At 60.5% G+C, this 15321-nt stretch carries 13 protein-coding genes and 1 tRNA gene; 5 read left to right on the forward strand and 9 right to left on the reverse strand.

The annotated features are described in order from the left end of the window. Positions 1–10 precede the first annotated feature (10 nt). The 3 genes from ACM62R_RS09770 to ACM62R_RS09780 form a co-directional block, all read right to left on the reverse strand. Entirely contained in the window at positions 11–919 is a 909-nt protein-coding gene (locus ACM62R_RS09770; protein ID WP_415183863.1) for a three-Cys-motif partner protein TcmP, read from the reverse strand. A 27-nt stretch (positions 920–946) separates the two neighbouring features. Beyond that, complete coding sequence (locus tag ACM62R_RS09775) at positions 947–1705, reverse strand: DUF5131 family protein (protein ID WP_415183864.1); 759 nt, start codon at positions 1703–1705, stop codon at positions 947–949. A gap of 382 nt (positions 1706–2087) precedes the next feature. Beyond that, positions 2088–2177, reverse strand: a tRNA-Ser gene (locus tag ACM62R_RS09780). A gap of 532 nt (positions 2178–2709) precedes the next feature. On the opposite strand from ACM62R_RS09780, the gene ACM62R_RS09785 reads away from it, so the two are divergent. Further along, positions 2710–3819, forward strand: a complete 1110-nt coding sequence (locus ACM62R_RS09785) for a polyheme membrane-associated cytochrome C (protein WP_415183865.1) — start codon at positions 2710–2712, stop codon at positions 3817–3819. Between the two features lie 10 nt (positions 3820–3829). Here the strand turns inward: ACM62R_RS09785 and ACM62R_RS09790 are convergent, their stop codons facing one another. The 5 genes from ACM62R_RS09790 to ACM62R_RS09810 form a co-directional block, all read right to left on the reverse strand. Beyond that, positions 3830–4753 (reverse strand): FAD:protein FMN transferase, encoded by a 924-nt coding sequence (locus ACM62R_RS09790; RefSeq protein ID WP_415183866.1) that lies wholly within the window; start codon positions 4751–4753, stop codon positions 3830–3832. A 31-nt stretch (positions 4754–4784) separates the two neighbouring features. Continuing rightward, positions 4785–6989 (reverse strand): PepSY domain-containing protein, encoded by a 2205-nt coding sequence (locus ACM62R_RS09795; RefSeq protein ID WP_415183867.1) that lies wholly within the window; start codon positions 6987–6989, stop codon positions 4785–4787. A gap of 14 nt (positions 6990–7003) precedes the next feature. Then, entirely contained in the window at positions 7004–7474 is a 471-nt protein-coding gene (locus ACM62R_RS09800; protein ID WP_415183868.1) for a DUF2271 domain-containing protein, read from the reverse strand. A gap of 36 nt (positions 7475–7510) precedes the next feature. Beyond that, a complete protein-coding gene (locus ACM62R_RS09805; RefSeq protein WP_415183869.1) occupies positions 7511–7900 on the reverse strand; it encodes a PepSY domain-containing protein in 390 nt (129 codons plus the stop codon). A gap of 262 nt (positions 7901–8162) precedes the next feature. Next, positions 8163–8687 (reverse strand): hypothetical protein, encoded by a 525-nt coding sequence (locus tag ACM62R_RS09810; RefSeq protein ID WP_415183870.1) that lies wholly within the window; start codon positions 8685–8687, stop codon positions 8163–8165. Positions 8688–8948: 261 nt separating this feature from the next. Here ACM62R_RS09810 and ACM62R_RS09815 point away from each other — a divergent pair, with 261 nt between their 5' ends. The 4 genes from ACM62R_RS09815 (at position 8949) to ggt (ending at position 14332) form a co-directional block, all read left to right on the forward strand. Further along, positions 8949–10256: a sulfite oxidase gene (locus ACM62R_RS09815; RefSeq protein ID WP_415183871.1), complete on the forward strand. Its 1308-nt coding sequence runs from the start codon at positions 8949–8951 to the stop codon at positions 10254–10256. A 68-nt stretch (positions 10257–10324) separates the two neighbouring features. Next, entirely contained in the window at positions 10325–10702 is a 378-nt protein-coding gene (locus tag ACM62R_RS09820) for a cytochrome C-552 (RefSeq protein ID WP_415183872.1), read from the forward strand. 246 nt (positions 10703–10948) lie between these two features. Then, entirely contained in the window at positions 10949–12382 is a 1434-nt protein-coding gene (locus ACM62R_RS09825) for a catalase (RefSeq protein WP_415183873.1), read from the forward strand. Between the two features lie 222 nt (positions 12383–12604). After that, entirely contained in the window at positions 12605–14332 is a 1728-nt protein-coding gene (gene ggt / locus ACM62R_RS09830) for a gamma-glutamyltransferase (protein ID WP_415183874.1), read from the forward strand. 55 nt (positions 14333–14387) lie between these two features. Here the strand turns inward: ggt and ACM62R_RS09835 are convergent, their stop codons facing one another. After that, a complete protein-coding gene (locus ACM62R_RS09835; RefSeq protein ID WP_415183875.1) occupies positions 14388–15251 on the reverse strand; it encodes an urea carboxylase-associated family protein in 864 nt (287 codons plus the stop codon). Positions 15252–15321 lie beyond the last annotated feature (70 nt).

Genomic DNA, 15321 nt, shown 5'->3' on the forward strand with positions numbered 1-15321 from the left:
GCATCGGGTTTTACCGCTCCGCCCGCTTTTTTGGTGGAGTGATGCGATCACCCTTGATGAGAATGTGGTCGGCGATCTTGTAACCGAGCGGGTGAGGCCCGGCCCAAAGCATGTAGTAGATGGGAACGCCCCGTGTGTTCCGAACGATGCTTGGCGTTGCCGCGTGGCCAAACAGGGTCTTCAATCGGCTGACATAAAAATCAAGAAGCCGCTTGGCAGCGTCATCGACCTTGTGGCGGGTCGTGTCACCGAAAAGATCCGTCCGGTCAGCGTAAACAAGGCTCTCCCAAGCAGTCCCGCCGAAGCAACCATTAAGTCCGGCGCGCCAGTTGTCGGGTATGTCGCCAGAGCGGGTGATCAGCCTGTTTATCGCCATGCCAAGGGGAAAGTTGATGATGACCTCGAACTTCTTGGTCCCTCCAAGTGCTTCGAGGGTTTTCCAGTCGAGGTGCGGGCCATAAGGATCAAGGAAAGCGACGCCCTTGGTGTTTCTGCCATTCAACCGCGGCGCCAACTCCTGAATCAACGCGTTGGCGTCCCCGACCTTGACGCTGATTTTGCGGCCCGGATATTCGGCCCGAAGGTCTTCGAGAAGTGCAGCCCGCCCAGCGTCTGCATCAAAGAAATGGTATTGAGAGAACGGGTTCTGCAAGGCGAGGGCCCTGTGCGGCGAGCCTTCGATGAACTGCTGCTCAGCTTTTACGAATTCATCGTCGAGGAGCTGCAAATCCTCTTCATCCGCGCCTTCCCAGGCAGTGCGGACCTTCGACCGGCCCGCACCAGCGAACGCGTCGATGTAGATCAGTTCGAACGGCTGCTTCTTGAGCGCCAAGGTATAGGCATGAAGATAGGCTTCAAGACCATCGAGCTTTTGTCGTGCCCAAGGTCCTACAGTGTTCTCAATATGAGATTTTTTCAATGATCACGGCGCTCCATCGCAATTGGGTCATGCTGAAATCTGGTCGAGGATTGGTTTTGGGACGATCTGCCAGGGAAAGCCGTTCCACTCTTCGCCGTCGAGCAAACGCCCACCTGACTTCGGCCGTGCGCCGCCCCACTGTTTGAAAAAGAACGCCACCTCGTCACGGTCGCAGATGTCTCGCAGCTCGCGAGCCCAAACTTCCTCCATGGGCCGCGCCCGGGGACCGCTTTCACCTCCGACGATGGCCCACGCGATCCCTCGCAGATTGACATCGCCGATCGCCCCGAGCAGCGGTTCAAACGAGATGAAGCGGGCATCAGAGTTGATCTGTTTCAGATGTTCGATACGGCTGGTGTGTGCGGCGTCCTCAACCGAGACGCCTAGCCAGATGTGGCGTGGGACTGGCCCGCCGTCATACCGCGTCCGGATATAGTTGCGCATGAGCGAACTGCGCTTGGTCAGAACCTGATAGACATGCCAATCCGCGTGCTCCATGGCGTCGAACACTTGGTCTATGTATGCGCGATCGATTTCCTTGTGGAAGAGGTCGCTCATCGAGTTCACGAAAATCATGCGCGGCTTTTTCCAAAGCGCTGGCTGTCGTAGCCTTGATGGCCACAGTTTCAGGTCGAAGCCTTGTTCGTACGGATGCCCCGGAATTCCACGCCAGCGCTCCGCGAAACGCTCTGCGTAACAGTTGTCACATCCCGGACCAACTTTGGTGCAGCCCGTGACCGGGTTCCAAGTTGCGTCTGTCCACTCGATCTCCGACTTCTGCGCCAACTGCTCGCCTCATGCTTTTTCGACATCGTAGCACGAGCTTGGCACAGCACAAAGCGCGAACGGATGTAGCGTTGTCATTTGGAAGCCAGAGTGGATTCACGGCCAACGCAGCTCTACTGTTCGATCTCGGTTCCGTCCGGCATCCGGATGACCTTGCGAAACTATCGAGACGCACTGTTCCAATTAATGTTGCCACGCCAATGCTTTAACGCTGATAACCGGAATGGCTGCGGTTAACAGGTCCGGAGAATAGCGGCCCGGAGAGAACGCTTCCGGGCCTCATGCAACCTAAGCCGGTTAACAGCCCGACCCGCATAACCCCCGAAAACAACGGAAAAATCCGGCCGCAGCCGGATCGGGAGAACGCTTTTGGGATGGCAAGTGGCGGAGCCGAAGGGATTCGAACCCTCGAGACCCTTCCGGGCCTGCACCCTTAGCAGGGGTGTGCCTTCGACCACTCGGCCACAGCTCCGCCGATGGGTATATCCGGGCCGGTTACGGGTTTACAAGGTCAAATCCGCATCAAAACGACCTAACCATCAGGGAGAGCGCCCCAGGGCGTGTGGTTTGTGGCGGTGACGCATGCAACTGGGTGAAAGACAGCGATTCGCTGTCACCGTGAACGTTACCGGAAAGATCCATTTTGCTGGCTTCGGCAACCTTGTCAGACGGACCCTCAGGGGCAGATGTTTGCCTACCGCGCCGCTTTGCGGTCGCCCCGATCATACGTCATTGGCGGCCAAGAAGCGGCAAGGTCGCACCTGTCGCGTTTGGGGGGGCGTCAATGCCGCGGGGTCATCGAGCCTTACCGACCGCCAGTTTGGGCAGGGCGGCCGGGTTGCGCCTTTCGTGGCAAGCCGATCCGACCGATGAGCGCCGGATTGTACGGGGTTAGCAGTATCAGTCTGGGGGCTGCAATGATCTGCCTCAATGACAATGCAAATTCTTCCGTTCATCCTTTTGCAAACCCAATACCTAAAAGTCGTTTCTCATGGGGGATCAGTATGCGTTGGCCAACCGGAACTTCAGTGCTTTTTATTGTCTTGTGCGGCTTTGTTGCGGGCGGGCAACCTACGACCGCACAAGAAAGGAAAAAGCCCGATCTGGCAAAGATCACAGAGGCGTGGCTGGCATCGCCCCACGCTGACCGAAGCGCGGAAGCCTTCAACCACTGGAACGACGAAGAGGCGCGCGTGGTGCCGGGTGAATGTGCGACCTGCCACACCAGCCGCGGAATCATCGACTATCTGGGCACGGATCTGCGTGCGGTAAATGTGATCGACCAGCCGCAACCCCTTGGCTCGACAGTGGACTGTGTCACCTGCCACAACCCCAAATCCATGGCGCTGCAAAGCGTGGTTTTTCCCTCTGGGGCACATGTCGATGGTTTGGGCAAAGAGGCGATCTGCTCTACCTGTCATCAGGGTCGCGCCTCGGGGGCGGACGTTACGGCGGCGGTTGCGGGGCGCGAGGATGACGTGGTTGCAAGTGATCTGAGCTTTATCAACATTCATTACCGGGCCGCGGCGGCAACCCAGATGGGAAGCGTGGCGGCCGGTGGCTATCAGTATGACGGCAAGGCTTATGCCGGCAAATTCATCCATGTGAAGGATGAACCCTCTACCTGCCTGTCATGCCACAGCCAGCACAGCCTTAAGCCCAAACCTGTGGATAGCTGCGCAAGTTGCCACAAGGGGGCTGCCAAATACTCTGACATTCGCAGCACCGCGCTTGACGTGACGGGCACGGGCGACACGGGGCAAGGCATCGCCCATTCGGTCGCCACATTGCACGGCATGTTGGGCGTGGCGATACAGAAATACGCGGCCGAGGTGGCGGGAATGCCCGTTGTTTACGACCCTCACGCCTTCCCCTATTTCTTTATCGACACAGATGGGGACGGCCTGGTGACCCCCGGCGAGGCGATCTTTCCAAACCGCTATCAAAACTGGACGCCGCGGCTGCTGAAAGCGGCCTATAACTACCAGTTCATCGCCAAGGATCCCGGCGCCTATACCCATAATCCGCAGTACGCGATCCAGTTGTTGCAAGACAGCATCGCAGATCTGGGCACTGCGGTTGCGCTGGATATGACAGGGATGGCTCGGCCCTGAGCGGACGCAATCAAAAGCCGTGGGCGATGTCCGCTTTGGGGGCAAACACACCGCCCGCGGCCACGGCATGGGCAAGGCCGGTATCATCGCGCACCAGAAATAATGCGTCGATCCCCAACTGTCGCGCCAGGGCCGCCCCGGCTTTGGCGCCCAAAACCAGCAGTGCGGTGGCCCAGGCATCGGCCTCGGCGCAGGTCGGGGCAATGACGCTGACCGAGGCAGGCGGCGCCAGCAGCGGCGCGCCCCTGCGCGGGTCCATCGTATGCGACAGGCGGTGGCCGTTTATGGTGACCCAGTGGCGATAATCCCCAGACGTCGCAACAGCGGCGTCATGCAGCGCAAGGATGGAGTGCGGCGCGCGGCGTGTTCGGTCGGGTGCCTCGATGGCGATGATCCACGCCGTGCCGTCGGGCCGCAAGCCCAAGGCGCGCATCTCTCCGTCAATGCCGACAAGGGCAGAGGTGATGCCGAAACCCCGAAGGCTCGCGGCCAGTCGGTCGGTGCCATAGCCCTTGGCGATCCCGTTCAGGTCTAGCGTGATGGGGCTGCGTTTGCAGACCCGCCCCGCCGCATCAAAGGCCAGCACCTCATGGGCGGGCGCGCGCCGCGCCATCATCGCCGCCCCGATCGCGTCGGGCACCGCCGCATCAGGCCCAAAGCCCCAGGCCCCGACGGCATCGCCCATGCCAATATCAAAAGCCCCCCCTGACGCCTGCCCTATTTTCAACGCAAGGTGCAAAACCTCACTCAAGCGCGCCGGAATTGCCACCCATTCACCGATGGGCGCCGCATTGAGGCGCATCAGGTCGCTGGTAGGGTTCCAAGTGGACATTTGCGCATCCACCTCGTTTACCGCCGCCTCCAGTGCGGCCTGAACCGGCACAGGGTCAAACCCCGGCGCTGCGTAAAACCGCGCTGACCAGCGTGTGCCCATGGTGGGACCGTTTAGTGCAATCTGTAGCGGCTTAGTAGACATCTTCAACGTAGCGCCCCTCTGCTTTCAGCATGATCGGCGTCAGCCCGACGGGGGCAAGAATATCCGTCAACGCCTCAGCGACGCCGGCGGCCATCTGTCGCCCGCCGCAGACCATCACCCGCGCACCATTACAGATCAGCGCCGCCACCTCGGCCCTTTCGGCGCGCAGGGCGTCTTGCACATAATGCGGCCTGGCACCGCGTGAGATGGCCGTGACCAGCCGGCTCAGGCGACCCCCGGCCTGCCAACCGCGAAAATCCCGCGCATAAAGAAAATCGCTTTGCGGATGGCGCATGCCAAAGAACAAAAGAACCGGGCGTTTTCGGGCATTGGCACGAATGAACCCCGCCAGCGGGCCAACACCGGTGCCCGCGCCGATCAAGATCAGCGGCTGACGGCCGGGCCCCGCGTGGAAGGTGGGGTTGGCACGCACGAAGGCCGCGACCCTGTCGCCCGGCTCAAGCGCCATAAGCTGGCCTGAACAAAGACCACCGGGCAGCTTTCTGACCACAATTTCAATGAAACCATCCCCCTGCCCCGACGCCAGCGAATAGAACCGCGCCAAGCTGGACCCTTGGGGAAGGATACCCAAAAGATCACCCGCCTGATAGCGCCCAAAGCCGCGCCCAGTCAGGCGGTGCCATAGCGAAACCTGCGGCAAGGCAAAGCGCAAGATTGCGGTGGGCGCCTGCACTTCGGCCCCGTAGTCGCGGCGGCTGATCAGCGTCAAGGACCGCGATTGCGGCACTACGGGTTGGTGGGTCAACTCAAGCCCGATCCCCAACGCCGCACCAAGCGCATGGCCCCAGCGCGCAAAATCCTGGGGGGACTGACGGTCCACCGTATCGAAGGGCAAAAGCTGTTGCCAGCCCTTGGCCTCGGCCGCGGCGCAGACCATTTTGGCAAAGCTGCAATAGGCGGGAAAACTACGATCCCCAAACCCAAGCACCGCCAGCGGCATTGCCGGGGCGCTGGCAAACCGCGCGAACCGGTCCAGAAAACCCCTGGCCGAGGCGGGCGTATCCCCATTGCCATAGGTCGCGGCCAGCACAATGATGCGTTCGGCGCGGGTGTAGCGTTTTGGATCAAAAGCCGACATCGGGGCGGCATGAACGCTTTGCCCGGCTCGTGTCAGGGCGCGGTGCAGCGTTGCGGCAAAGCCCCAAGTGCTCCCCCCCTCAGAGCCGATCAGCAGGATGGTTTGCGCCTGCCCGGCAGGCCGGTTGCCCCGGATTTTCGGCCTGCCACGCCGTCCGGTCACCCAGATCAAAACGCCCGTCACCCCCAAAAGCGGCACCGCAAGCGCCATCAGCCCCAGCACCAACCCCAGCGTCGCAGCCCCCTGCCCCGTATGCAGCATCTGCATGGTTTGCGACGCCCGCGCCCACCCCGTCAGATCAGCCCAGCCCAACAGCGCACCGGTGCCTTGATCAATATATCCGGTGCCGCGGTCGGTCTTGAGCGTAAAGATGTCACTGGCATCCCCGGGATAGGGAAAGCTCAGCGCGCGTAGCGCTGTTGCAGGGGTCTGGGTCAGCAGCGCAATGGCGGCAGGGGCCATGCCGCTTTGGCCGCTTGGCTCTGCGTATGTCGGAGCGCCGTTGTCATCGGGCAAAAGATCAAAGGTAGAGGCGGTCATCCACAGGGCTGTGAGCGATGAAAACATAAGGCCGATAACGGCGATGCGCGCGATTTCCACATGCAATCTGGCGTGGGTCGACCCGCGCACCGGCGCAAACCAGTGCCGCAACCCGCCCATGCGCCGCGCCACAAGGACCGCCCCGGACCCTGCCAGCACCAGCATCAGTGCCGCGGCAACAGCCATGGCAATTCGACCGCCATCGCCCAAAAACAGAGAACGGTGCAGGTTCGTCAGCCAGCGCTCAAACGGGTCTGGATCTGCCGAGGCAACCCCCCGACCCGTCGCAGGGTCGATGATCGCCGCCCCCGGCGTGCCGTCCACAAACCAATAGGCTGTGATCTGCCCTGAGGGCGCGCGGCGGATCTGCTCGACCCCCGGATAAGCGGACTGGATACGCGCCACAAGATCAGCCACGGACAGGTCCACCGCAGCCTGCGGTGCCGATAGACGCTCTGCTGCGGCAAACACCGATAGTGCCGCCCCGCTAAGCGCCAGCACGGCAAGCAGGGCCAGGACCAGCAACCCTGGCCAGCGGTGTAAAAGTCGGGTCATGGCCCTGCCCTTCCTTACATGTTGTAACTGAAGTTGGCGATGTAGCGACGCCCGCGCACCACGGCCCCTGCCCCGGTGGTCGTCAACGGCACGGCAATCTCATTGGGGCTGTCGCGCATCTCTTCAACCGCGGCGTCGATATGAAGCGTATAGCCCGCATCAAACAGCGCATCGGCCAGATCCAGCGTAATCTCCAACGTTCGGCCCGCGCCCACACTGGCCCCGGTAATACCGTTGATCTGGGCCGGATCCCCACCGGTGGCACGATACCAGTCGCTCATATGTTCGTAGTATTTCGACTTTTCACCCGCCACCCAAAGCGTGCCCGCATAGGCCCCCGATGGACCCGTGACATAAAGCGCAAGATAGGCGCCATCGCCACCATAGCCCTGCAATTGGGTGGAAAGCGTGATTGGCCGCGCAATGGCCAAGCCAGGAAGGGTCAGCGCCGTTGTCAGCGCCAAGGTTGCAAGAAGCGTTTTCATTGGGTCTGCCTTTTTAATCCGGGATGGTGTTCAGGATCATTTCACCTGAACCTTTGGCGGCGCACCGTTCCCCAAAAGCGGGTCAGGCGGGGTTGCAGGGGTCAGGGCGCCCGCATCATTCTTGCGGTCGCGGCTTCGGTGATCCCTGTCACCGTCGTCATCCTTGTATTTCATCTTGATCACCCGAAGCGTTGCCGGGTCGATCTTGGCCTTGATCTCGCGGCCAGTGGCATCGCGGCCCTTGATCTCATAGCAGCCATCGTCAATCTTGATCCGGCGCAGGGTCCAACCCTTATCGCGGGCCAATTGCTCTACCGCCGCGCGCGGCTGCCAGTTTGCCAGCGGCACCGAGCAATCATCATCGGCAAACGCCATACCCGCCGGAATGGCCGCGATGAGGGCCAAAACAGTCAGTGTCTTTTTCATTGGGGTCTCCTTTCCAATTGATCCGGTCAATCTATCGGCAGCACCTGATGGATGGCTGACGTTGCGATATTTTTTGCGTCAGCCTGCTGTCAGGAAGCGCGCAAACAAAAGGCCAACAATCACAGTCGGCCTCAGGTTGATGTGTCTGCGCGGCAAGGTCGCCCGTTTCACCCTGCCGTTTTCAGCTCTGCCGTCGGCTTTAGACGCGGTGCCACCCCGATCATCGGATGGCGCCAGGGCCAGAACGCAGCCCCGGACCATTTTACGGACCCACGGAATTGACGGTGTTCATCTGCGTCTGAAGCGAGGCTCCGACCAAAAGTGCTGCGGGGTAAAGCACATTGACGTCGCTTACCTCGTGCCAGATCATCCGCTCGGCAAGACGTGTGATGTCGGGCTGCCCAGCTTCGTCCGCTGCGGCGTAAAGTTCGACAAGCGCGATGACGAGGTTCACGTCACTGTCGTTTATCTGTGCCAACTCGGCCTTTAGCGCCTGCAACCGCCCGGCCATTTGCGGGTCTGACACGATGCGCCCCCCCGTCGCGGTTTCCGCCAACCCAAGGATCGGCAGGATCAGCCGTTCCTGTGCCGCATTATGCGGCCCCATAAGGTCGGCGGCGATGCGGGCGGTGGTGCCAACCGTGCCCGGGTTTTGCGCAGTCTGTTCAAGCTGCGCTTGAAAATCCGCGTGAACGGCACTTAGCGAATAGGGTGCCTCAAAGGGCGCGGCCGTTGCGGTGGCGGCCAACAGCGACAGGGCCACGGCAACGATAGGTTTCTTATGCATGACATTCTCCTTTCATTCGATGCAACCAATCTGCGCGCAAAGGCTGAAAGGTTCCTGACGCGGCGGCCGCGCGTGCGTCAGCCAGCCGTCAGCAAGAAAGGCGCCCCGCCATCAACCGGCAATGCTTGGGGGCATGCACGGCGCTTTCCCGAACCCCGCATCAGGGAAGTTCTGGCCCCGATACCAATGGTTGACAGGTGCGCCTTGGGGCGGGTCTACTGATTGTCTCTGAAATTTGGAATGTGGCGAGAGGAGAGTCCCATGGCGGATTTGAATGAACCAGTCCGGAACAAGCAGAACCCGGTCGCGCACGAAGATGGGTCCCGTGCAGAGCGATCGCCCTTACCAAGCCGCCGCGCCTTTTTGAAAACCACCGGGCTTTCGACCCTGGGGGCGATGGTTGGCATGACCATTCCCTTTGAAGGCAATATGCCCTTCGGTGTGCTTCCCGCGATGGCGCAAGAGAGCGGTCAGGAATTCATGTCAGACAAACCCGGCCTGACCCTGATGAGCGACAGACCACTGAACGCCGAGACACCCGCGCATCTGCTGGACGACGATATAACGCCCTATGCGCGGATGTTCGTACGCAACAACGGCTTGGTGCCACAGACCGCAATCGCGCAGAACGCCCAAGGCTGGACCCTGACGGTGGACGGAGAGGTGGAAACACCTTTGCACCTGACGATCGACGATCTGAAATCGCAGTTTGAAACCGTAACCAACCGTATCGTGATCGAATGCGGCGGCAATGGGCGGGCGTATTTCAACCCCGGCGCCTCGGGCAACCAATGGACTACGGGCGCAGTCGGCTGCCCAGAGTGGACCGGCGTGCGTCTGGCGGATGTGCTGAACGCGGCCAAGGTAAAAAACAGCGCCGTTTATACCGGCCATTTCGGGAATGATGTGCATCTGTCTGGCGACCCTGACAAGACGGCTATTTCGCGCGGCGTTCCCATCGAAAAGGCGCTGGCAGAGGGCGGCATGATCGCGTGGGCGATGAACGGCGAGCCGATTCCGGCACTGCATGGATTCCCGCTGCGCGTGATTGTGCCCGGCTATCCCGGCTCGGCATCGCAAAAGTATCTGACCCGGATCTGGGTTCGCGACCGCGAACATGACGGTGCAAAGATGACCGGCTATTCATATCGGGTGCCGGCCAACCCCGTCGCGCCAGGCACCGAGGTGCCAGAGAAGGACATGGTCGTGCTGACCGAAATGCCGGTCAAGTCCTTGATCACCTTTCCCCAATCGGGAACCGAGGTCACCGCCGGCACCCCGGGCGAGGTGCGTGGCCATGCCTGGGCGGGCAATGGCGATGTGCAGGCGGTAGACGTGTCCATTGATTTTGGTCAGACATGGCAGGCGGCCGAACTGGAACCCGCCCCGAACCCGTTTTCATGGCAACGCTGGCGCGCCAATATCACCCTGCCGGAAACGGGTTATTATGAGGTCTGGGCACGGGCGACCGACAAAAATGGCGTCAGCCAGCCTCCGGTTGTGCCGGGTTGGAACCCAAGGGGCTATGGCAACAACATGCAGCACCGCATCGCGCTGATTGCGATGTAAGCCGACATTTCCAACCCGGAGAGACAAATTTGCCCGGGTTGGAGTTCATCAACCAGACAGGACGGATCATGGCCTCTTTCAGCAATGCGGTCGGCTGTCTCGCAACCGCAATCCTTCTTTTGGGTGCCGCTTCGGTATTCGCCCAAACCTATGACCCCATGGCAGCAGCGCGCAAACCGGCAAGATCGCTGCTGGGGGCCGAAAATGCCGCCGCGCCAAACCCCGAATTTGGCGGGCTGCCCGATAGCGCAGGGGCCGAAGAGACATTTTATCAATGCACGGCCTGCCACTCTACCGAGATCATCAAACAGCAGCATCTTACCGATGCCAGATGGGATTATCTTTGGGATTGGATGGTCAAGGAACAAGGGATGGTTGAACCGGATGAGGAGACCAAGGAATTGATCCTGTCCTATCTCAAGGGGAATTTCTCGGCAGGGCCATAAGCGGTTTTCATCTGGAATAGCGGAGTAGGACCGGCTGAGTGGGGTGCGGCCCGGATCCTCCGAACAAAAAGCTTTGGCCAACGCCTTTGCCAAAGCCAAAAGCCTGCTCCCTTGCAAAAGCCGGGGGCTTCATTACCTTGAGCCCGACATAAGCCAATACAGCCTGCGGCGACGATGATCAAAGCCGGGCGCAAAAGCCAAACGGGAGGAAAGAGAATGGGCAAGACACACGGCACAGGATCCACGATGAGCACCGGTGCCCCTGCGGCAAGTGACCGCAATTCGCTAACGGTCGGCCCGGATGGCCCTATCGTGCTGCATGATGTTCATTTTCTTGAACAAATGGCGCATTTCAACCGTGAAAAGGTGCCAGAGCGTCAACCTCACGCCAAGGGATCGGGGGCCTTTGGTGTGTTCAAAACAACCGCAGATGTTTCCGCCTACACCAAGGCGGCCCTGTTCCAGAAAGGCGCCAGCACCGATATGCTCGCACGGTTTTCCACCGTCGCCGGCGAGGCAGGCAGCCCCGACACCTGGCGCGATGTGCGCGGCTTTTCCCTCAAATTCTATACCGACGAAGGCAATTACGATCTGGTCGGCAACAACACTCCGATCTTTTTCATCCGCGACACGATGAAATTTCCGCACTTTATCCGCAGCCAGAAACGCCTGCCCGATTCAGGGCTGCGCGACAGCCATATGCAGTGGGATTTCTGGACCAATAACCCCGAATCCGCCCATCAGGTGACTTATCTGATGGGGCCGCGCGGCCTGCCACGGACGTGGCGCAACATGAATGGCTACGGTTCGCATACCTATATGTGGATCAATGCATCGGGCGAAAGGTTTTGGGTAAAATACCATTTTCACACCCATCAGGGGATGGAATTCTTTACCAACTCCGAAGCTGCGGCAATGTCGGGGGCGGATGCTGATTTCCATCGCCGGGATCTGTTCGAGGCAATCGCGCGCGGCGACCATCCCAGCTGGACGCTCTCTGTTCAGATCATGCCCTATGCCGATGCAAAGACCTACCGCATCAACCCGTTTGATCTGACAAAGACCTGGCCCCATGCCGACTATCCGTTGATCGAGGTTGGCACCATGACGCTTGACCGCAACCCCGAAAACTTCTTTGCGCAGATTGAACAGGCCGCCTTTTCGCCGGGTAACACAGTGCCCGGCATCGGGCTATCCCCAGACAAGATGCTGCTTGGCCGCGCATTTGCCTATAACGATGCGCAGCGCAACCGGATCGGGACGAACTTCCATCAGTTGCCGGTCAACCGCCCCAAGGTAAAGGTCAACACCTATATGTTCGACGGTCAAATGGCCTATGAACATAGCGGCAATGCACCGGTCTACGCCCCCAACAGCGGCGGCCGTAGCTGGGCCGATGAGACTGGCCCCGTGGCGGACGGCTGGGAAGCCGATGGCGAGATGGTCCGTAGTGCCTATACGCTGCGTGCCGGTGACGACGATTTCACCCAAGCGGGTATCCTGATGCGCGACGTTTTTGACGATGCGCAACGTGCGCAATTGATTGAAACGGTCAGCGGCGCGCTTTTGGCAGGCGTGCGGTCACCGGTGCTGGAGCGGGCCTTTGAGTACTGGAAAAACATTGATGCGGAGGTGGGGCAGCGCATCGAAGACCGCGTGCGCGCTGCGGGCAAATCCTGATTGATCAGGGCCGCAGACCAGTGCGGCCCGCTTTTGGCGGGCCAGGCACAGGGCCAGTATCTCGCGCCCTCGCCGCGGTAGTGTGCGGGCGCGGGATAAGGCTTTGCGGCTGCTTGCGGCGCGCCTGACCCAACCCCGAATTGGGGGGCATGACGCGGGTTGCCGCAACAATTAACCAAAGGTAAGCTTTCCCTGCGTTGAACAACCAATGGGGGAGTTACAATGAGACGAACATTAGCAGCCGTGGTCAGCGGCGTCCTGGGGCTGGCGCCAATCTGCGGCACCGCCCAAGAGGCGGCAATCTACAGCGGAATGGACCGCATCCACCCCGCCTGGGCCCAGAATGGCATGGTCGTAGCACAAGAAGAGATCGCCGCAGAGGTCGGGCGTGACATCCTGAAATCCGGCGGCAACGCGGCGGATGCTGGCGTGGCGGTGGCGTTCGCGCTTGCCGTTACCTTGCCACGCGCGGGTAACCTGGGAGGCGGTGGCTTCATGATCGTGCATGATGCCAAGACCGGCGAAACGAAGGCTATCGACTACCGCGAAATGGCCCCGATGCACGCCGACCGTGATATGTTTTTGGATGACGCAGGCGACGCCGACAGCGAAAAATCGCGCTACACCGGTCTTGCAACGGGTGTGCCCGGAACGGTCGCGGGAATGCAGATGGTGCTGGATCAATACGGCACGATGAGCCTTGCCGAGGTGCTGAAACCGGCCATCGGGCTTGCGCGTGACGGTATCGTGGTCACTGCCGATCTGGCCGACAGCCTCAAGGCATTGGAAAAACGGCTGAAAAAGTGGCCCGCATCCGAGGCGATCTTCTTCAAGGAAGGCGGTGCGTTCTTTGAACCCGGCGATCTGCTGGTTCAATCCGATCTTGCGGCAACATTGCAACGCATTGCCGATGAAGGCCCCGACGGATTTTATCAGGGCCAGACGGCCCAGAGTATTGTCGATGCGGTGCAAGCCTCGGGTGGCCGTATCACCATGGAGGATATGGCAGGCTATAAGGCAATCAGCCGCGATCCGGTCAAGGGCACCTACCGCGGTTATGAAATCGTGTCGATGCCGCCGCCCTCATCGGGCGGGATCCACATCATCCAGATCCTCAACACGCTGGAAGAATACCCGATTGGTTTTCTTGGCCACAACTCTGCCGATACGATCCATCTGATGGCCGAGGCGATGAAGCGCGCCTATGCGGATCGCTCGGAATATCTGGGCGATCCGGATTTTTACGACGTGCCACAGGCGCAACTGATCTCCAAGGCGTATGCGGCCGACATCCGCAAGGGCATCACGCTTGGCCGCGCGACACCGTCCGATCAGATCAAGCCGGCGGATCTGACACCCTATGAAAGCGATCAGACGACGCATTATTCCATCGTCGACAAAGATGGAAATGCTGTCTCCAACACCTACACGATCAACTTTTCCTACGGGTCGGGAATGGTTGCAGACGGAACCGGCGTGCTGATGAACAATGAGATGGACGATTTCGCCGCCAAGCCCGGCGTGATGAACGCCTACGGCCTGATCGGCGGCGACGCCAACGCGGTTGAACCGGGCAAGCGGCCCCTATCATCAATGAGCCCGACCATTGTGATGAAGGACGGCAAGGTCTTTATGGTCACCGGCAGCCCTGGGGGGTCGCGGATCATCACAACCGTCACCCAGATCATCATGAACGTGATTGACCATAGGATGAACGTGGCCGAGGCGACCATCGCCCCGCGTATCCACCACCAGTGGCTACCCGAGGTTTTGCGCGTAGAAGAAGGCCTAAGCCGCGATACCGTCGCCGCGCTGGAGGCCAAGGGCCATGTTGTCGAAGTGATGGAGACCATGGGTTCGGCGCAGTCAATCGTGGTTGACGCCGAAGATGGCCTGCTGCTGGGGGGCGCGGATACGCGGCAAACCAGTTCGGCCGCGCGAGGCTATTGAACAACCCTGGGCGGGCAAGGTCAGTCTTGCCCGCCCAGGGCTCTTGGATGCGGATTTACAACCCGTGGCTTCGGTCATAGCGGTTTTGGCCCGGCGATACCCATCCTGCGGGCGGTGCCTTGGGGCGAAACACCTCAACCAGCAAAGGATGGCATGCGGCCTTATCCGAGGAATGCACCGTCGAGCAGTCGCCACCGGGACAGGCCGAAAGCCCCCCCAACAGGTCGATCTCAGCGAAAAACTCCAGATAATCGCCGGGCTGCACGGGGCTGGCCTTCATGAAATACTGGCCGGTATCGCGGGTGAACCCGGTGCACATGAACACATTCAGCACATCATGCACCAGCGCCTCGGCCTCTTGCAACGCCAACCCCCGCGTCTTGGCCAAAGCCCGCGTCAGATTGGAATGACAGCAGTGGTGATACTGATCGCCGCCTGACAGCAAGCAATGGGTATAGGGGTCGCAGCGCGTGCCAATCACGTCATGTACCGCACCGCCGTAGGTATCAAACCCATACCAATCCAGCGTATCATCGCTGATCACCGCCATCGACCGCAGCGCCGGAAACGAGGACCACATCCTGTCCCCCGTGCTCAGATGCGTGCCATGAAGCGCCCGCGTCTTGCCCGAATAGAACCTTTCAGTCAGATCCGCCGCGTTCCACAGGTTCAAATCGCCCACCTGTGGCCCCTCAACCGAGCGGATCCGAAAGAACCAACCCGCCGGCACCTCAAAACAACCCGCCTCACGCGGGGGTATCAAGACCTCGCGGACCTTTTCCCAGCCGTCGCGGGCCGCACGGATCGCGGCCATGTCGGGGGCGGGCAACCCCTCGACCGGGTAACAAATTACGGGCTGTACTGCCTTGCGGGCGGCAGCATCGGCGGGGGCGGCGTGTTCGGGGTAATCGGGTTTCATCATTCCTCCTCGGGCTTGGCGTCAGAATGCCCGATACGCCCAAAAAGAAAAGCCCAATCTGTTCAACTGC

The sequence above is a fragment of the Phaeovulum sp. genome (assembly GCF_047638075.1).
GTDB lineage: Bacteria > Pseudomonadota > Alphaproteobacteria > Rhodobacterales > Rhodobacteraceae > UBA6197.